This window comes from Pedobacter glucosidilyticus DSM 23534 (assembly GCF_000425145.1).
In the GTDB taxonomy this organism is placed as follows: Bacteria; Bacteroidota; Bacteroidia; order Sphingobacteriales; family Sphingobacteriaceae; genus Pseudopedobacter; species Pseudopedobacter glucosidilyticus.
Window position 1 is genome coordinate 18,851 of the sequence record NZ_AULF01000006.1, and the last position, 18,157, is coordinate 37,007.

Genomic DNA, 18,157 nt, shown 5'->3' on the forward strand with positions numbered 1-18,157 from the left:
CCTTTGAAAATTTAAGCAAATGTTGATGCTTTTCTCTGAAACCAAAGTTAAGAGATAAGCTTGTACAAACCAGCTTTTTTATCATTAATCGGGATTTTTAAGTCCTAAACCTGGTTCATCGCTTAAAATATATTTACCGTCAATAAAATCTGGTGTTTTAAAAGGGTTATTGGTGGTCATGAAAGGCCCGTCTAAATCGGCCCAATCACATAAAGGAGCCAAAGCCGCCCCGGCTAAGGTAGCCACGCTGGTTTCACTCATGCAACCAATTAGTATTTTCAAATCATTTGCTCTGGCCATTTTTATCATTTCATAAGCTTCATACAAACCGGCCGATTTCATTAATTTGATATTAATACCATGATAAACACCTTTAGCTTTTGTAACATCTGCTAAGCGTTGTATGGCTTCATCGCCGATAATTGGGATAGGACTGCCAGCAGTTATCCAAGCGTTACCATCTATATTTTCTTTAGGCATAGGTTGCTCTATTAAAATGATGCCTTGTTCTTGCAGCCAAAAAGCCATATCTAAACCTTCATTTTTATCTGTCCAACCTTGATTAGCATCCACATATAAAGGTAAATCTGTAATATTTCTTATGGTTTGGATGATTTGCTTATCGTTCTCTCTACCTAATTTTACTTTTAATAGTTTGAAATCATATTGTAAAGCATCTTCAACTTTTTTGATAATCATTTGAGACTCATCAATACCAATAGTATAAGTTGTTTCTGGTATATTTTGAGGTATAGAGCCAAAGAAACTGTAACAAGGCTTTTGAGCTATTTTACCAGCCAAATCATACAGAGCAATATCAACTGCGGCTTTTACGGCTGGCATTCCGGCTGATATTTCATCCATATATTGATGAATAGCGGCAAAATCAAAAGGATAAGTAAAGTTTGATAAATCTAATTTAGATAAAAAAGAACTGGCAGTTTCTTCATTTTCGCCCATATAAGGTACCATAGAAGCTTCTCCAATACCGGTATATCCTTCATAAAAAATCTCTACCAGCATGATTGGTGTACTGGTTCTAGAAAATTTAGCTATGGTAAAAGGAAATTTTAGTAAAAGATTAAAACTCTTGTAACTTATTTTCATGTATTTTCGTCTAAAAATTAAATGTAAAAAATTACCCTTTAATTCAACCTTAAATGATAAAGAAATACGCTCTAAATATTGTTCTTATTCTGCTCATTACCATTATAGGCGCTTGTAGCAGTGGAAAAAAACTATTAGAACAGGGTGATTATGACCGAGCTGTTTATACTGCCGTTGACCGTTTAAAAAGCAGCCCTAGCAACAGAAAAGCCCGCCAAACCTTAGATGCAGCCTTTTCTTACGCTGTCCAAAGACACTTAAAAAGAATTGATGAAGCTAAAATGAGTACAACTCCTTTTAAATGGGAAAGTGTAGTAAGTGATTATTCTGCTTTAAATAATTTAGCTAATGCTGTAGAAAATTGTCCGGCTTGTTTAGAGCAAATTCCTAATACTAGAAAATTTATTAGAGAATTAGATGATGCCAAGTTTAATGCCGCCGAAGAGCGTTACAATGCTGGAAAAAAATTGTTAGCACAAGGAACAAGAGAATCTGCCAGAACTGCTTATGATCATTTCGATAGAGCAAATCTGTTTTATCCTGATTTTAAAGATGTTAGAAAACTTTTAGATGATGCTTATTTAGCTGCTGTTTTAAAAGTTATTGTTGAACCTGTACAAGTGAACTCTAGACTATACCAATTGAGTAATGAGTTCTTTCAAGGTAAAATAGCCGAGTTTATGGCTTCTTATGAAGAACGTAGCTTTATTAAATTCTACAGTCCTGAAGAAGCAAAAAAAATGAAATTAAAAGCAGATCATTTGTTAAGTTTAAGCTTTGATGATTTTGTTGTTGGACAAACTTATGTGAAGGAACGCATTCAAGATGTAAAAAGAGACAGCGTAAAACTTGGCGAAACTACACAGAAAAGACCTGTATATGGAACAGTAAAAGCCCGAGTTACTACATTTGAAAAAACTATTAGCTCATCTGGCTTATTAGATTTTAGAATAAGAGACTTTAATAATGGCAGAATTATATCGCAAGAGAAAATGCCTGGAACTTTTATCTGGAGAGATATTTGGGGTACTTTTAATGGTGATGAAAGAGCACTTTCTGATGAAGAAAGAAGAATTTGCAGAAGAAGAGAAATTATGCCTCCGCCACCTCAAGATTTATTTATAGAGTTTACAAAACCTATTTACAGTCAATTAACTACCAAAATAAGAAGTTTTTATAACCGCTATTAATTTTGGTATAATTTTATATTTAAACTTGTAAAAAATTAACGTACATAAATAAACACATATATGGAATGGATTACTAATCCAGAAATCTGGATTTCACTTTTAACCTTAACAGTTTTAGAAATCGTATTAGGTATAGATAATATTGTATTTATATCTATTCTTGCTGGTAAATTACCAGTAGACCAACAAAAGAAAGCCAGGTCTGTAGGTTTGGCCTTAGCCATGATTACTAGAATATTATTGCTTCTTTCTTTAAGTTGGGTGATGTCTCTAACAGCTACACTATTTAACATGGCTGAATGGTTTGGAGTTAACGATAGTAATTTATTATCTAAATTTGCAATCTCTGGTAGAGATCTCATTTTACTTCTGGGAGGCTTGTTTTTAATTTATAAAAGCACCCACGAAATTCATGAAAAGTTAGAAGGCGATGAAGGAGACCATTCAGTAAAAAAAGTGTACTCTTTTACCGGGGTTATCATCCAAATTTTAATTCTAGATATAGTATTCTCTTTAGACTCAGTTATTACAGCAGTGGGTATGGCTGATGAAATTATGGTCATGATAGCCGCTGTGACTATAGCTGTAATTGTAATGATGTTTTCAGCAGCTTCTATTTCTAACTTTGTTAATAAGCATCCAACAGTTAAAATGTTAGCATTATCTTTCTTATTACTCATAGGTTTTTCTTTAGTAGCAGAGGGCTTAGACCAGCACATCCCTAAAGGATACATTTATTTTGCTATGGCTTTCTCTGTATTGGTAGAAGTATTAAACCTAAAGTCTAAGAAAAAATCAAACCCGGTAGAATTAAGAAATACCCCGCAAGAATAATTTAAAGCCTCCTTTATGGAGGCTTTTTTTTGACATCTATTTAAAAACTACTACCTTAATAGCTTGTTATATTGTAAGCTTCAAAAACGCTCCGCATCTTTAACATATTCAACATGTATAAAAAAATTAAGCTTCTAACCGTTTTGCTAAGTATTGCTTTTCTAGCATTCTCTTTCAAAACAGATTTATTTCAAGTTTCTAAGAATCTTGACATTTTCGCATCGGTATATAAAGAACTTAATCTCAATTATGTGGATGAGGTAAATTCTGCAAAACTTATCAAAACAAGTATTGACGCTATGCTGAGTGATTTAGACCCTTATACGGAGTTTGTGCCAGAATCTGAGATTGAAGATTACCGAATGAAATATGTAAGCACCCAATATGGTGGTATTGGTGCAGCAGTTATTCATAGAGATGGACGTGTTTTTATATCAGACCCATTTGAAGGCTACCCAGCACAAAAAGCAGATTTAAAAGCTGGTGATGAAATTATTGCTATTAACGACCAAATCCTAAAAGGCAAAAATAACGACCAAGTAAGTTTATTACTGAAAGGACCAAAAGAAACTCCTGTAAAATTAAAACTAGCCAGAGATGGTAAGGTATTTGAAAAAGAAATTAAAAGAGCAGATATTAAACAACCCAACGTAAGTTATTACGGCATGATTGGTAATACAGCTTATATCAAATTAGACAAATTTTTAGAAAACTCTGCCCAAGAGGTTAAAGATGCTTTGGTAGAGCTTAAGAAAAATAATCCAACAGGCTTAATCATAGATCTTAGAAATAATGGTGGTGGTATTTTACAAGAAGCCGTAAAAATTGTAAACTTGTTTGTGGGCAAAGATGTTGAAGTGGTATCTCAGAAAGGAAAAAATCCAGAAAAGAATATCAATTATAAAACATTTTTATCCGCTCTTGAGCCAGATTTACCTTTAGCTATTTTAATCAATAATAGGTCTGCATCTGCATCAGAAATTGTTGCCGGCTCTTTGCAGGATTTAGACAGAGCAATTATTATTGGTCAGCGTAGTTTTGGAAAAGGTTTGGTACAACAAACCTTTAATTTACCTTACAATACGCTGGTAAAAGTAACAGTTGCCAAATACTATACCTCATCCGGAAGGTGCATTCAGGCTTTGGATTATGCCCACCGTACAGAAGATGGTGTGGTAGAAAAAGTGTCAGACTCTTTAATTAACGAGTATAAAACCAAAGGCGGTCGTTTAGTTTATGATGGCAGCGGTATCTATCCTGATATCAATATTGAGCCTTATAAGTATCATCAAATTACCCAAACCCTAGTATCTAAATACCATGTGTTTGATTTTGGAAATCTGTTTGTAAAAAACAACCCTACTATTACTTCTGCACCAGACTTTAAACTATCTGATGCTGATTATAACAGTTTTTTAACCTTTATAAAAGATAAGAATATTACTTATAAAACATCCTCAGAAAGACTTTTAGCCAATTTGAAAGAAGAAGCACAAAAAGAAAAGAAATTAAACGATGTAAAAGCAGAAATAGAAGCTTTACAAAACACTTTAAGTAATAGTAAAAAGGCAGATTTAACAACCCATAAAGCAGAGATTATGCGAGTTTTAGAATCTGAAATTGTACAACGCTATTACTATGAGAAAGGGCGTATTGTACAAACTTTCCAGTACGATGAAGAGATCAAAAAAGCAAAAGAGTTTTTTAACGATAAACAAAAATACAATGCCGTTTTGGCTGGCTTAGGCAACTATAAAACCATAGGTAAACCAGTAAAAGTTGTAGCGAAAGCTGATTAAAATAAAAGCGGTTATTAAGCCGCTTTATCATTTATTTTTTCAGCGGTTCTGATATTTCTACAGTTTTAAAGGAGGTAAATTTAAAAGCCATAGTTTTACTACTCCTTACTGGAATTTCATTGATAGAACCTGACACCCATTTACGAGATAGAGCTAATAACCTTGTTATTTCCTCATCAAAACCAAAACCGCCAGGTCTTAACACTTTTATATCCGTTAAACTACCCTCTTTATCCACAACAAAACTCACGAGCACCACTTTTTCTAAGTCTTTGTTTAATGCTCCAGTAGGATATTGTAAGTTGTTATTTAAGAAACCCTCAAATTCTTTAAAGCCTTTAGCTGGCTCTGCCTGATTATGGTTTAATTTATAAACTACATCTAAATTTTCAGGTAAGGGAGGGCTAAAAAGCTTAATTTTAAGGTCTGGATTATTGTTTTCTAAGGAAAATGTAATATTTAATCTTCTATTTACCCGAACTTTTTCGCCGTTTTTTACGCCACTTTTCCATTTTTTAGCTAAGGATAACAATCTTTTAGCTTCCTCCCCAAGACCAGAACCTTTAACATTTCTAGTTATAGAAATATCACTTAAACTCCCGTCTTTTTCTACTATAAAATCCAAATGAATTAATCCTACAATATTATTCTCTAAAGCATTTTTAGGATACTTAAGATTTTCTTTCATCAACTTTTCAAGCCCCTCTAAGCCATCCAGATATACGGGGCTTTCATCTACTTGTACATAAACATAATCGGCTTTATGATTAGCTTCCTTTTGTTGAGCGTAAAAATCATTTGCATAAGAGAAAGTTGACAACATAAAACATGTTGTACAAGCTATAGCCTTGATTAAATTTTTCATAAATAGGGTAATTGGTTTAAAAACCAAAGAAACATATTGTTTTCTAAAATATCAATAGTTAATACCTAAATTGCTTTTTTAAAAATCAGATATGAAAATAACTTTTCATGGTGCTGCACAAACAGTTACCGGCAGTAAACATTTATTAGAACTAGCCAATGGCAAAAAAATTCTTTTAGACTGTGGCATGTTCCAAGGGCATGGAAAACAAACGGGAGAATGGAATTTACACTTCGGTTTTCAGCCTTCTGAGGTTGATTTTCTGATTTTATCTCATGCACATATAGACCATTCTGGTTTAATGCCTCGCTTAGTTGCGGAAGGTTTTACTGGCGATATTATTTGCACACCAGCTACCAGAGAGCTTTGTAAAATCATGCTTCAGGATGCAGCAAAAATTCAAGAGTCAGACGCTAAATTCATCAACAAAAAAAGAACAAAACTGAATAAAAATTTAGTAGAGCCACTTTATACTATGGAAGATGCTTTGTTAGCCCTTTCATTTTTTAAAAGGGTAAAATACAACCAGCCTTATACGATAACAGATGGTGTTGAACTTTTATTTACAGATGCTGGCCACATTATAGGCAGTGCAGCCGTACATTTAGATATTACAGAAAATAATAAAACCACTAAAATAACCTTTAGTGGCGATGTTGGCCGTTATAACGATTTACTATTAAAATCTCCAGCACCATTTAGACAAGCAGATTACGTTATCCTTGAAAGCACCTACGGAGATAGTTTACACGATACGACCATGCCAACAGAAGGTAAACTATTAGAAGTAATTCAAGACACCTGTATTCAAAGAAGAGGAAAAGTTATTATTCCTGCTTTTAGTGTTGGGCGCACTCAAGAAATACTATATGCGCTTAACAGTTTAGAATTAAAAGGCGTTTTGCCTAAGGTAAAATACTATGTAGATAGCCCTTTATCAGAAAAAGCTACTTTAGTGGTAAAAGCGCATCCTTGGAATTTTAACGATAAAGTACAAGAGGTTTTAAAACATGATGATGATCCTTTTGATTTTGAAGGATTATCTTTTATTGAAGATACCGAAGCTTCTATAGCTTTAAATGAAGATCAAACACCCATGGTTATTATTTCTGCATCGGGTATGGCTGAGGCTGGCAGGGTAAAACATCATATCAAAAACAATATAGAAAATCCAAATTGTACCGTCTTATTAGTGGGCTATAGTGAATCTGGATCTTTAGCTGGGCGGTTAAAAAGTGGTGTTAACCCAGTATCTATCTTTGGCGACTACTATCAAGTAAATGCGAAAATAGTAAGTATACAAACTATGAGTGCCCATGGCGATCAAAAAGATTTAATCCGTTTTATCGAAAATCAAGATAAAATGCTCACTAAAAAAATATTTTTAGTACATGGCGAGCCCGATACACAACAAATTTTTAAACAAAAATTGCATGAAAAAGGCTTTCTAAACATAGAAATACCCCATCGCCATCAAAGTTTTGAAATTTAAGCCACAGTTTGGTAAAAAATAGATTTCTAAGCACATAACACTAATTGCAATTCAGGCAACAATATTTATATTTGCGTTCCGTAAATTCAGATTTAAGATATAGTAATGAGAGTAATACAATACAGAGAAGCACTTCGTGAAGCCATGAACGAAGAAATGCGCAAAGACGATAAAATTTTCTTAATGGGCGAAGAAGTTGCCGAGTACAACGGTGCTTACAAGGTTAGCCAAGGTATGCTTGATGAATTTGGTCCAAAAAGAATTATTGATACGCCTATTGCCGAGCTTGGTTTTGCTGGTATTGCTATTGGTGCTGCCATGAATGGCTTACGCCCAATTGTAGAATTCATGACTTTTAACTTCTCTTTAGTTGCAATAGACCAAATTATTAATGGTGCAGCTAAAATGTTATCTATGTCTGGTGGTCAAATTTCTGTACCAATTGTTTTTAGAGGCCCTACTGGTAACGCTGGACAATTAGGCGCACAACACTCTCAAAATTTCGAGAACTGGTTTGCTAACTGCCCTGGTTTAAAAGTGGTAGTTCCATCAAACCCTTATGATGCAAAAGGCTTATTAAAATCATCTATTATAGATCCAGATCCGGTTATTTATATGGAGTCTGAGTTGATGTATGGCGATAAAGGAGAAGTCCCAGAAGAAGAGTATTACATAGAAATTGGTAAAGCAAAAGTTGTTAAAGAAGGAACCGATGTAACTATTGTTTCTTTCGGTAAAATGATGAGCAGAGTAATAGAACCTGCTGTAGAAGCATTAAATAAAGAAGGAATTAATGTAGAAGTAATAGACCTTAGAACCGTAAGGCCAATTGATTTTGAAACCATTTTAACTTCTGTTAAAAAAACAAACAGACTGGTAGTAGTTGAAGAGGCTTGGCCGCTAGCTTCTATTTCATCTGAAATAGCTTTCCACGTACAAAAAAATGCTTTTGATTATTTAGACGCACCAGTTTTACGTATCACTTGTGCTGATGTTCCTTTACCTTATGCTCCTACGCTAATTGCAGCAAGTTTACCAAATGCAGACCGTGTTGTTAAAGCGGTTAAAGAAGTAATGTACATTAACAAATAATCTTATTTAAAATTATAAAAAAAGCCGAGTTGTGATGAACGACTCGGCTTTTTTTGTGCATTTGGCTCCTACCTATTGTTTTTCCTTTAAGGTAATGATAACAACTCCATTCTTACCTTGCTCGCCATATTTATCTGTAGCACTTTTATCTTTCAAGACTTCTATTTTATCGATATTTTCTGGCTTAAGTTTTTTCATCTCTTCTTCCGATATTGCTTTTCCATTTAGCATAAATTGAGGTTTAGGACTATTATCTGTTAGATTAAAAGAAATTGGTACAGTAAAGCTTACCCTAACAGTTTTTCCATTTTGTTGACCTGGCTCCCAGTTTGGCGAAAGTTTTATAACTCTTAAAGCTTCTTCATCCAATTCTTTACTTACACCTCTTAAAATTTTAGCATCACTTAAAGAACCATCTTTCTCTACAACAAAATTTACTATAACCCTTCCTTCTGTTTTTTTTGCTTTCGCTTCTGCTGGATATTTAATATTTCCAACAAGAAAATCTGTAAATTTTTGATGCCCACCTTTGAACATTGGCAAAACATCAACTTTAGTTAAAACATCCTTTTTACCTTCTTGCGCAACAATATTTATTTCTTTTGATATTGGAGCTTCTAAAGCAAGGTCCTTTTTTGCTGTATCTATACCATAAGCAGCTTCCTTTTCATCAAAATCAGCTATAGTTTTAGAGTTTGACTCTAGCTGCTCTGCTTTACTCTTATACAACGTAGTTTCTTTAAAAGTAGGAATCAAGGTTTGAACTGATTCTTGAATTTCTATTTCATCAGCAACATTGTTTAATGTTTTATTTTCATTGATTGTAGCAGAAGATAATATCAATGCTAATAGAAATAATGGTGCAGACAAACCATACTTTAGAATGGCTACTTTTCTTGATTTTTGTTTTTGTAACATCTTGATTCTCCTTTTTAATAAAGACTGGTTAAAAAATGTGTTGGTTAATTTATGTGGATTTATACCGAAACTTTTGCTAAAGATTAACAATGCATAATCTGCTTTACTCGTTTCAGATTGCACAACTACCTCATCAGCAATAAATTCATGAATTTGTTTTATAGCGTTTTTATAGAAATATACTATGGGGTTAAACCAATTTATGATGCTGATGATTTCAAAAAATAAGACATCTGCAGAATGTAATTGCTTAGCATGTATTAACTCATGTTTTAGGATAATATCTTTCTGAGGAAGGCGCTCATCTATTTTAATTCTAAAAAAAAATGAAAATGCCTGCTCACGGTTGTTAGAATTTAAAAGAACTCGCACTTTTAAAAGTCTATAAAGAAGTCTTGTAAAGAATAATAAAACTCCTGCTAAATAAATAAAAGAAACCATATCACTTAAAGTGTGATTTGGTGTTGTCAATGGTGTGGCAAAACTTTCTGAAATTGTCAAATAAACGCCTGTCCATCCGGTTTCTACCTTATCGTTCATAAAAAAATTGCGAATCCATTCGAGGTAAAACAATGGGATACACATAGAAAGCAAAGCCGAGCCTAAAAGATAAATCCTGTTAAGCTGAAAAAAGGTTTCATTTCTTAAAAATAAGAAGTAAAATCCGTAAAACAACATCAAGTAAATGTTGATTTGAATGAGGTAGTTTGCCCAGTTCATCATTTATTGGTTTTAAGTTTTTCAATAAGTTTTAATATCTCATCTGCTTCTTTAACATCAATTTTTTGTTTCTTCACAAAGAAAGAAAACATGCTCTCTACAGAATTTTCAAAATATCCATTCAGTAGTTTATCAGTTGCATAGTTTTTATACTCCTCTTTTGTGATAGCAGGTAAATACTGGTGACTTTTACCAAAAGCCTGATGTTTAACAAAGCCTTTAGTTTCTAAAATCCTGATGATAGTAGACACTGTATTATAAGCAGGCTTAGGTTCTGGCAAATGCGCTATCACATCTTTAACAAAACCTTGCTGTATTTCCCATATCACCTGCATGATTTGTTCTTCTGCTTTTGTTAACTCTTTAAATTCCTTTTCCATTTTTATATACTTATGTTTAATCTAATGTATAACTAATTTTTTAGTTATACAACTAAAAAATTAGTTAATCAAAATAAAAAATTGAAAATCAGGTTATTAAAATAATTACTTAGAAAAGCAAAGCTGCTTATTTAAACTCTAGAAAATAATTATAGGTATAAGATTAATACAAACAAGATCCAAATAACAGCCAAAATTTTGTTTACATTTATATGAAACCTGTTTGATATGCAAGAAATGAACAGACCAGTAAGAGTTTTAGTTGCCAAAGTTGGCTTAGATGGGCATGACCGTGGAGCAAAAATAATAGCCACTTCTTTAAGAGACGCCGGTATGGAGGTTATTTATACAGGCTTAAGGCAAACGCCAGAAATGGTTGTGAATGCTGCTTTACAAGAGGATGTGGATGCCATAGGAGTATCTATATTATCTGGTGCACACATGACTGTTTTTCCTAAAATCATCAGTTTGATGAAAGAAAAAGGTATGGATGATGTATTGGTTACAGGTGGTGGCATTATTCCGGATGAAGATATGCAAGCGCTCAGGAAAATAGGTGTTGGCGAGTTGTTTCCGCCTGGGACCAATACCCTAGCCATTGTAAATTATATTAAAAATTGGGTTGTAACACACAGAGACTTTTAATCATGAAAAACTATATTAATCTACTTACCGATATACAAAACAACATTCTTTATTTAACCATCAATAGAGAAGAGAAACTTAATGCACTTAATAAAGATACTTTAGCAGAAATACATGATTGTTTGATAGCCGTATTAAATAATGATTTAATAAAAGGTATCATCATTACCGGTAAAGGTGAAAAAGCTTTTGTTGCTGGTGCCGATATTAAAGAATTTTCTGATTTTAATGAAGAACAAGGTAAAAATTTAGCTAAAGAAGGTCAAACAAAGGTTTTTGATTTAATTGCTAACTGTAAGAAACCTGTTATCGCAGCCATTAATGGCTTTGCTTTGGGTGGCGGGTTAGAATTAGCTATGGCTTGCCATATCAGAATAGCATCGCAAAATGCTAAACTTGGGCTTCCGGAAGTTAGTTTGGGATTAATTCCAGGTTATGGAGGAACACAAAGACTAACAGAACTGGTTGGTAAAGGAAAAGCTTTTGAAATGATTTTAACTGCTGATATGGTTTCGGCCGAAGAAGCAGCAAAAATTGGTTTAATTAATCACACAGTAGTATCAACAGATTTATTGCCTCAGGCAACAGCTATGATGGAAAAAATTCTGAGTCGTTCGCCAGAAGCTATTGCAGCAGCCTTAAAAGCTATAAATGCTTTTAACCATAGCCAAAGTGGTTATGACGCAGAGATACAAGCTTTTGGAAACTGCTTCTCTAGCCAAAACTTTAAAGAAGGCGTAACAGCATTTTTAGAAAAGCGTAAGCCTAAATTTTACTAATGAGATTTTAAATATTTTTATAATTAAAAATAAAGTACCTAAAATTAATTATGTAGAATTATTTTCCCATTTAAAATAAATATCTATATTCGCTTATAAGAAACTTGTTAAGAGTTGCTATTCTGGTAAGTAAATACAGATATGAAAAAAATACTAATCGTTGATGATGAAGTTAACATTGGACTACTTCTCTCTAAATTCCTATCAAGAAACGGTTTTGAGATAAAGACTGCAACTTCAGGAACTTCAGCATTTGATATCCTCAGTAAAGAAACCTTTAACCTAGTACTTTGCGATTTTAGGTTAGAAGATACAGATGGAAGAGAAGTATTAAAAAAAATCAAATTACTTTATCCTAGAACAGGTGTTATCATCATCACCGGTTATTCTGATATAAAATTAGCTGTAGAACTTATTAAAATGGGTGCTTATGATTATATCACAAAGCCACTTTATCCTGATGAGATTTTAAACACCATCAATAAAGCCATTGAAACTCAGCAAGCTTTAAATGAGGAATTAGACAATCCTACACCTGTTACTACTGAAACCTCTAAATCAAAGGAACCTAAAAAAATTTCGGGAGGTTTTGATGAATATGTAATAGGACAAAGCTCTGCAGCTAAAGAATTAATGAGGCAAATAGAACTTGTAGCCCCTACCAATTATAGCGTTATTTTAATTGGAGAAAGCGGAACGGGTAAAGAGTCTGTAGCTAAAAGCATCCACATGAAAAGTAATAGAAGAGATAAGCCTTTTATTGCCATGGATTGCGGTTCTTTAACCAAAGAGTTAGCAGGTTCAGAATTTTTTGGACACGAAAAAGGTTCTTTCACAGGTGCGTTATACACCAAAATTGGTCATTTTGAAATGGCAAATGGAGGCACTTTATTTTTAGATGAAGTGGGAAACCTTTCCTATGAAATACAAGCCGCCTTATTAAGAACTGTACAAGAAAGAAAAGTAAAAAGAATTGGCTCTACAAAAGAAATAGATTTAGACGTAAGAATCATAGTAGCTACCAATGAAAACTTAATTGATGCTATAGCTAAAGGTAAATTTAGAGAAGATTTATACCACAGATTTAATGAGTTTGGTATTTATATGCCTCCTTTAAGAGAAAGAGGCAAAGATATACTCATTTTTGCTGAACACTTTTTAAGTGCCGCCAATGCAGAACTTAATCGTGATGTTAAAGGTTTTAGTGAAGAGGTAGAAGAATGTATTCTTACCTACACCTGGCCAGGCAACGTAAGAGAGCTTAAAAATGTGATGCGAAGAGCTGTTTTACTAACAGAAGGAGACTATATTTTACTTAAAGCTTTACCGCTAGAAATATCCACTTTTACAAAGTTATCAGCACTAGAAAATATTTTAGATAAACCAGCAGGTGGCGGAGAAGGTAGAAGAGAAAGAAAACTCGACTTAAAAAATGCTGCCTTAGAAGCTGAATACGAAACCATATTAAAAGTACTTAAGGAAGTAAATTTTAACAAAACCAAAGCTGCTAAACTTTTAAATATTGATAGGAAAACGCTTTATAATAAAATGAAAGCCATTAATCTAGAATAAATGTTTAAAATTAACCTCTCATTTTTAAAATCTAGAAAAGGGTTTGATATTCCTATTCCCTATTTTCTTGCGGTTTTTACTTTATGTATCATCCCGTTTGTACTCTCGGTATTGCAACTAGATATTAATTTGCTGGGTTATCATATCATCTCTTTTGAAAACAATCAAAATTTTAAAAATATTCAATTAGGCAAAGCCTTTAACACTGCTTGGATTTTATTTAGCGTTGCAACAGGTATTTTTACTTGCATTTTAACACTTATTGATTTTAAAGTTAAAAAAGATATATCCGCCCCTATCATTGGGTTGGTTTTAATAAGTACAGCTATCATAGACCTTTTACACCTTTTGGTTGCAGCAAATCTTATTAAATTATCTATCAATTATAACGAAGCTTTATATGTTACCTGGTTTGCAAGCAGGTTATTACAGGTTGTATTACTAATTTTAGGTACTAGCTTAATTCTAACCATTAAAACAAAAACCATTAGAAAATTAGAACAAAAAGCTAAACTATTACAATTATTAGCACTCTTGTTTGCGGTTATAACTATTCTGGTTATTTGCTATTTATTCACTTTAACATCAGTATCAAACTATTTTATTTCAACAAGTTCTTTTCTTATACACCCAACAGAATTATTCATCATAGGGTTGTTTTTTTTATGGGGCTCTGTTATCATGCCTAATGTTATAAAAGCAAATCCAAGTATTTTTTCTCAACTTTTAGTTTTAAGCATGATACCTGCAATTTTTGCAGCTGTACACATGTCTATTGCTGCCTTTCCTTTTGATGCTAACTATAATGTAGCGCAGTTTCTAAGGCTAATTACTTATTTTATCCCTTTAACTGGTATTAGCTTAAACTATTCTAGAAGTATTTCTAAACAACATCAAATCAATTTAAAACTGGATAGAGAAATTCAAGAAAAGAAAAAAATACAGCAAGACTTAGAAAGCAGACAAAATTTATTAAAATATGCCGAGTCTATGGCAAATATGGGTAGCTGGGAGATACAAATAGCTACTGATAAAATGATGTGGTCTGATGCTCTTTATGATGTCTTAAATTTGCATCCTCTAAAAACAAAACCCACCATACAGGCTATTCTTTATTTGCTACAAGAAACTGATAAAAGCAATTTTTTACAAACTTTAGAAAACTGTAAGAAAAAGCATGGCTCTTTTCAATTAGAGTATCAAATATTAGATAAAAAAACAGAAAAACTACGCTTTTTACAAATAAAAGGGCAATATATCCAAACGGAAAATAAAATTATAGGAACTATTTTAGATGTTACTAAACTTAAAGAAGCAACTTTTAAACTAGAACAAAATGAAGCTATTTTAAAAGAAGCAGAATCTATCTCTCATAACGGAAGTTTTGAATGGAATGAAAGTACAAACGACATCTTTTGGTCTGATGAGCTTTACAGAATACATGGTTTAGACCCTGAAAATATAAAACTAGATTTTGGATTTTATCAAACATTAATCCATCCCGAAGACCTTGAGCGTTGCAAATCTGTCATTGAAAAAGCCTATAATCTAAAGCGTAATTTTGTTATCGAGTATCGTGTAATTAGACCTAATAAGGAAGTAAGATTTTTATACGGAACAGCAAAAATTATTACAGATGATAAAACACCTTTAACTAAAGTTTTAGGTACCATACAAGATATTACTGAGCTTAAAAATACTGCTATCTTACTAGAAAAAACAGAAAGTATTTATAAGACTATTGCTAAAAATGTTCCAGACTCGGCCGTTATTATGTTTGATAAGGATTATAAACTCATCCTATTAGATGGCCCAATAGTAAAAGATTTAAATTTTAAAACACAACCCATCATTGGCATTTCTGTAAAAGATTTATATCATGATGATTTTGCAGAAAAAATCAAAAAATCTCTTGACAAAGCCTTTTCAGGTCTTGAAATTTCTTTTGAAAAAGAAGAAAATAATAGATTTTATAAAATAGACTATGTGCCTGTTAAAAACATTGCCGGAGAGATTTTTAGCGTTATGGTAGTTAAACACGATATTTCGGAGATTAAAGCTACCCAAAAAGATTTAGAGTCTAAAGTAGAAGAATTAAATAGGTCTAACCAAGATTTAGAGCAATTTGCCTACGTAGCCTCTCATGATTTACAAGAACCTTTAAGAAAAATTAGAGCCTTTGGAGATCGTCTTCAAAATAAATATGCTCAAGAAATTTCTGAAGAAGGCTTAGATTATATCAAAAGAATGCAAAACGCATCTGAAAGGATGCAGATACTTATAGATGATTTACTAACCTATTCTAGAGTAACGCGTGGAGACGAAGGCTTTATCCAGGTAGATTTATATGAGCAAATTCAAATGACATTAGAAAATTTAGAATATGCCATTGAAAAAAAGGGTGTAACTATAGATATTATGGTAAATCATGCTGTAAAAGGTATTCCAAGCTTAATAAGACAGCTTTTCCAAAACCTATTTAGCAATGCCATTAAATTTAGTAAAGAAAATGTTAAACCTGTTATAGAAGTAAAATCAGAAATTATAAACGGAATTTCACTAAAACTACCTGGCATTTATCCTCATAAAGATTATTGTGTAATTAAAATAAAAGATAATGGTATTGGTTTTAACCCTGAATATGCCGATAAAATTTTTGCACTCTTTCAAAGGCTTCATACCAGAAATGAATATGAAGGAACAGGCATAGGCTTAGCCGTTTGTAAAAAAATAGTGGAAAAACACGAAGGCTTTATACTTGCAGATAGCAAGCCTGATGAAGGAACCATTTTTACCATTATATTACCTTATTAATTTAAATGAGTAAAGAAAATATAAGCAATGCTATTTGGATTGTTGAAGACGACCCAGATGATAGATTGATGCTAAAAGAGGCATTTAAAGAGTTTAATTATATCAAACCTTTGGTGTTTTTTGAAGATGGAGAGAAGATTATTGAAATTCTTAAAAAAAAGCGTCATAAGCCAAGGCCAAATCTTATTCTTCTTGATTTAAATATGCCCAAGATTAATGGCCACCAAGTATTAGCCTTTATCAAAGAGCATGAAAAAACAAAAAATATACCGGTAGTAATTTTTACGACCTCCAGAAGTGAACAAGAAAAAACAGATAGTTTAAAAATGGGCGCTAGTGATTTCATCACTAAACCTTACAAGTTTAACGAAATGCTTAAAATAGCCGGAGATTTAATAAAATCATACGGATAATATATAATAATATGAAAGCTGTAAAAGTATTATTAATAGATGATGATGAGGATGATTATATCCTTACCAAAGAAATATTTAACGATATCCCACAAAAGGAAATTTATAGCCTAAGCTGGATAAATAACTACGAAGAAGGCATTAATGCCATGCTTAAAAGTCATTATGATATTTATTTGGTTGATTATCGATTGGGTAAATATACAGGATTAGATCTTTTAAAAGAGGCTATCAAATCAAACGTTGGAGAACCCATCATCATTTTAACTGGTAAAGGAGATTCTAAAGTAGACGATGAAGCACTTCAAATAGGTGCAGCAGATTATCTTATTAAAGATAAAATAGACCCTTATACCATAGAGCGCTCTATACGTTATGCTTTAAAGCACACTTTCACCCTAAAAGCACTAAAAGAAAGTGAAAATAAATTTAAGATTATTTTTGAGCGCTCTAAAGAACCATTTTTAATTATAGACTCACTGGGTACTATTAGAGATATTAATGAGGCTGGATTAAAATTCTTTAAATATACCCGAGAAGAACTAAGTCTTATTAAAGGAGCAGATTTATATGCAAACCGCAAAGACAACGCCTTATTTGTACAGCTTATGGATGAAAAAGGCTCAACTCATGATTTTGAGACTCAATTGATTACCAAAAATAAAGAGTTAAAAACAGTAGCTATCTCTGCATTTTTACAAATAGACCAACACGCTACAGAAGAACTTTATTATTGTATTGTGCATGATATAACCAATAGGAAAAAAGAAGAAAAAACTATTGTTGATATGGAGAAGCTTGCAGTAACAGAAAGAATAGTTAAAGGCTTGTCCAATGAGATTAGAAATCCATTATCAAATATTAATTTATCACTAGAACAACTTAAGTTAGATTTAAACACCAATGATGAAACTATAAATCTTTACTTAAACATTATAAAAACCAATTTTGATAAAATAAATCTATTGGTTTCTAATCTAGTAAGCTCAACCCAAAACAGAGAACTTAATATCCAAACCAAAGTATTAAACCACATACTTGAAGAGGTCATCATCAAAACCGAAGATCAATTAAACAACAATCTATTAAAAATTGATAAAGAGTTTAACACAACAGATATTACTATTGATGTTGACGAAGAACAAGTTATACAAGCTATACAAAATGTTTTCATAAACGCTGTTGAGGCGGGGGCTAACTATATTACTGTAAAAACAGAAACTCACAACAACGAAATACAAATTTTAATTACAGACAATGGTTCTGGCGTAGCCGTAGAAGATCAAAAAAGAATTTTTGAACCTTTTTATAGCTCAAAACCTAAAAGTTTGGGAATGGGCTTAGCTAACGCTCAAAAAATCTTAATTAATCATAAAGGGAAAATAAACTTAGATAAAAGTTCAAACCAAGGTTCTACTTTCTCTATATATATTCCTATAAGCAATCAGATTCATTTATGGAATTCTTTATAATTAAATTTTTAATACATCATGTTAAATAAACAGATTTTCATTAACATTGTAATTCAAAATAATAG

The 18,157-nt window shown here is 32.4% G+C and carries 15 protein-coding genes; 11 read left to right on the plus strand and 4 right to left on the minus strand.

From position 1 onward, the window contains the following. Positions 1 to 84: 84 nt before the first annotated feature. The gene (locus tag H510_RS0101505; RefSeq protein WP_026902689.1) at positions 85 to 1,107 is read right to left on the minus strand and encodes a dipeptide epimerase; all 1,023 of its coding nucleotides are present in this window, start codon (positions 1,105 to 1,107) and stop codon (positions 85 to 87) included. A 53-nt stretch (positions 1,108 to 1,160) separates the two neighbouring features. On the opposite strand from H510_RS0101505, the gene H510_RS0101510 reads away from it, so the two are divergent. The 3 genes from H510_RS0101510 to H510_RS0101520 all read left to right on the plus strand — a co-directional run bounded on the left by H510_RS0101510 (position 1,161) and on the right by H510_RS0101520 (position 4,930). Continuing rightward, the gene (locus tag H510_RS0101510; protein ID WP_026902690.1) at positions 1,161 to 2,297 is read left to right on the plus strand and encodes a hypothetical protein; all 1,137 of its coding nucleotides are present in this window, start codon (positions 1,161 to 1,163) and stop codon (positions 2,295 to 2,297) included. 60 nt (positions 2,298 to 2,357) lie between these two features. Next, positions 2,358 to 3,131, plus strand: coding sequence for a TerC family protein (locus tag H510_RS0101515; protein ID WP_026902691.1), 774 nt, complete (start codon positions 2,358 to 2,360; stop codon positions 3,129 to 3,131). A 113-nt stretch (positions 3,132 to 3,244) separates the two neighbouring features. Next, positions 3,245 to 4,930: a S41 family peptidase gene (locus H510_RS0101520; protein ID WP_026902692.1), complete on the plus strand. Its 1,686-nt coding sequence runs from the start codon at positions 3,245 to 3,247 to the stop codon at positions 4,928 to 4,930. 31 nt (positions 4,931 to 4,961) lie between these two features. On the opposite strand, the gene H510_RS20455 is transcribed toward H510_RS0101520, so the two are convergent. Beyond that, positions 4,962 to 5,795 carry a TonB family protein gene (locus H510_RS20455; protein WP_026902693.1) on the minus strand — a complete coding sequence of 278 codons (834 nt, stop codon included), beginning with the start codon at positions 5,793 to 5,795 and terminating at the stop codon, positions 4,962 to 4,964. A 91-nt stretch (positions 5,796 to 5,886) separates the two neighbouring features. On the opposite strand from H510_RS20455, the gene H510_RS0101530 reads away from it, so the two are divergent. Continuing rightward, complete coding sequence (locus tag H510_RS0101530) at positions 5,887 to 7,287, plus strand: MBL fold metallo-hydrolase RNA specificity domain-containing protein (protein ID WP_026902694.1); 1,401 nt, start codon at positions 5,887 to 5,889, stop codon at positions 7,285 to 7,287. A gap of 105 nt (positions 7,288 to 7,392) precedes the next feature. Next, positions 7,393 to 8,379 carry a pyruvate dehydrogenase complex E1 component subunit beta gene (locus H510_RS0101535; protein WP_026902695.1) on the plus strand — a complete coding sequence of 329 codons (987 nt, stop codon included), beginning with the start codon at positions 7,393 to 7,395 and terminating at the stop codon, positions 8,377 to 8,379. A gap of 72 nt (positions 8,380 to 8,451) precedes the next feature. Here the strand turns inward: H510_RS0101535 and H510_RS0101540 are convergent, their stop codons facing one another. Both H510_RS0101540 and H510_RS0101545 read right to left on the minus strand, forming a co-directional pair. Next, on the minus strand, positions 8,452 to 10,020 hold the full coding sequence (locus H510_RS0101540) for a TonB family protein (protein WP_081659163.1): 1,569 nt from the start codon (positions 10,018 to 10,020) through the stop codon (positions 8,452 to 8,454). Then, positions 10,017 to 10,397 (minus strand): BlaI/MecI/CopY family transcriptional regulator, encoded by a 381-nt coding sequence (locus H510_RS0101545; protein WP_026902697.1) that lies wholly within the window; start codon positions 10,395 to 10,397, stop codon positions 10,017 to 10,019. The genes H510_RS0101540 and H510_RS0101545 overlap by 4 nt, the downstream gene beginning before the upstream one ends. Before the next feature lie 228 nt (positions 10,398 to 10,625). Here H510_RS0101545 and H510_RS0101550 point away from each other — a divergent pair, with 228 nt between their 5' ends. The 6 genes from H510_RS0101550 to H510_RS0101575 all read left to right on the plus strand — a co-directional run bounded on the left by H510_RS0101550 (position 10,626) and on the right by H510_RS0101575 (position 18,092). Then, positions 10,626 to 11,042 (plus strand): cobalamin B12-binding domain-containing protein, encoded by a 417-nt coding sequence (locus H510_RS0101550; RefSeq protein ID WP_245584772.1) that lies wholly within the window; start codon positions 10,626 to 10,628, stop codon positions 11,040 to 11,042. A 2-nt stretch (positions 11,043 to 11,044) separates the two neighbouring features. Next, positions 11,045 to 11,821, plus strand: a complete 777-nt coding sequence (locus H510_RS0101555; RefSeq protein ID WP_036691573.1) for an enoyl-CoA hydratase/isomerase family protein — start codon at positions 11,045 to 11,047, stop codon at positions 11,819 to 11,821. A 141-nt stretch (positions 11,822 to 11,962) separates the two neighbouring features. Further along, a complete protein-coding gene (locus H510_RS0101560) occupies positions 11,963 to 13,393 on the plus strand; it encodes a sigma-54-dependent transcriptional regulator (protein ID WP_026902700.1) in 1,431 nt (476 codons plus the stop codon). Further along, positions 13,394 to 16,207, plus strand: a complete 2,814-nt coding sequence (locus H510_RS0101565; RefSeq protein WP_026902701.1) for a PAS domain-containing sensor histidine kinase — start codon at positions 13,394 to 13,396, stop codon at positions 16,205 to 16,207. A 5-nt stretch (positions 16,208 to 16,212) separates the two neighbouring features. Next, positions 16,213 to 16,620 (plus strand): response regulator, encoded by a 408-nt coding sequence (locus tag H510_RS18035; RefSeq protein WP_036691634.1) that lies wholly within the window; start codon positions 16,213 to 16,215, stop codon positions 16,618 to 16,620. Positions 16,621 to 16,631: 11 nt separating this feature from the next. Continuing rightward, positions 16,632 to 18,092, plus strand: coding sequence for a hybrid sensor histidine kinase/response regulator (locus H510_RS0101575; protein ID WP_026902702.1), 1,461 nt, complete (start codon positions 16,632 to 16,634; stop codon positions 18,090 to 18,092). Positions 18,093 to 18,157 lie beyond the last annotated feature (65 nt).

Coding starts and splice junctions, on each gene's coding strand:
- H510_RS0101505 (WP_026902689.1), bottom strand. CDS start 1,107: ATGAAAATAAGTTACAAGAGTTTTAATCTTTTACTAAAATTTCCTTTT.
- H510_RS0101550 (WP_245584772.1), top strand. CDS start 10,626: ATGCAAGAAATGAACAGACCAGTAAGAGTTTTAGTTGCCAAAGTTGGC.
- H510_RS0101560 (WP_026902700.1), top strand. CDS start 11,963: ATGAAAAAAATACTAATCGTTGATGATGAAGTTAACATTGGACTACTT.
- H510_RS20455 (WP_026902693.1), bottom strand. CDS start 5,795: ATGAAAAATTTAATCAAGGCTATAGCTTGTACAACATGTTTTATGTTG.
- H510_RS0101530 (WP_026902694.1), top strand. CDS start 5,887: ATGAAAATAACTTTTCATGGTGCTGCACAAACAGTTACCGGCAGTAAA.
- H510_RS0101510 (WP_026902690.1), top strand. CDS start 1,161: ATGATAAAGAAATACGCTCTAAATATTGTTCTTATTCTGCTCATTACC.
- H510_RS0101575 (WP_026902702.1), top strand. CDS start 16,632: ATGAAAGCTGTAAAAGTATTATTAATAGATGATGATGAGGATGATTAT.
- H510_RS0101520 (WP_026902692.1), top strand. CDS start 3,245: ATGTATAAAAAAATTAAGCTTCTAACCGTTTTGCTAAGTATTGCTTTT.
- H510_RS0101535 (WP_026902695.1), top strand. CDS start 7,393: ATGAGAGTAATACAATACAGAGAAGCACTTCGTGAAGCCATGAACGAA.
- H510_RS0101540 (WP_081659163.1), bottom strand. CDS start 10,020: ATGATGAACTGGGCAAACTACCTCATTCAAATCAACATTTACTTGATG.
- H510_RS0101565 (WP_026902701.1), top strand. CDS start 13,394: ATGTTTAAAATTAACCTCTCATTTTTAAAATCTAGAAAAGGGTTTGAT.
- H510_RS0101555 (WP_036691573.1), top strand. CDS start 11,045: ATGAAAAACTATATTAATCTACTTACCGATATACAAAACAACATTCTT.
- H510_RS18035 (WP_036691634.1), top strand. CDS start 16,213: ATGAGTAAAGAAAATATAAGCAATGCTATTTGGATTGTTGAAGACGAC.
- H510_RS0101515 (WP_026902691.1), top strand. CDS start 2,358: ATGGAATGGATTACTAATCCAGAAATCTGGATTTCACTTTTAACCTTA.
- H510_RS0101545 (WP_026902697.1), bottom strand. CDS start 10,397: ATGGAAAAGGAATTTAAAGAGTTAACAAAAGCAGAAGAACAAATCATG.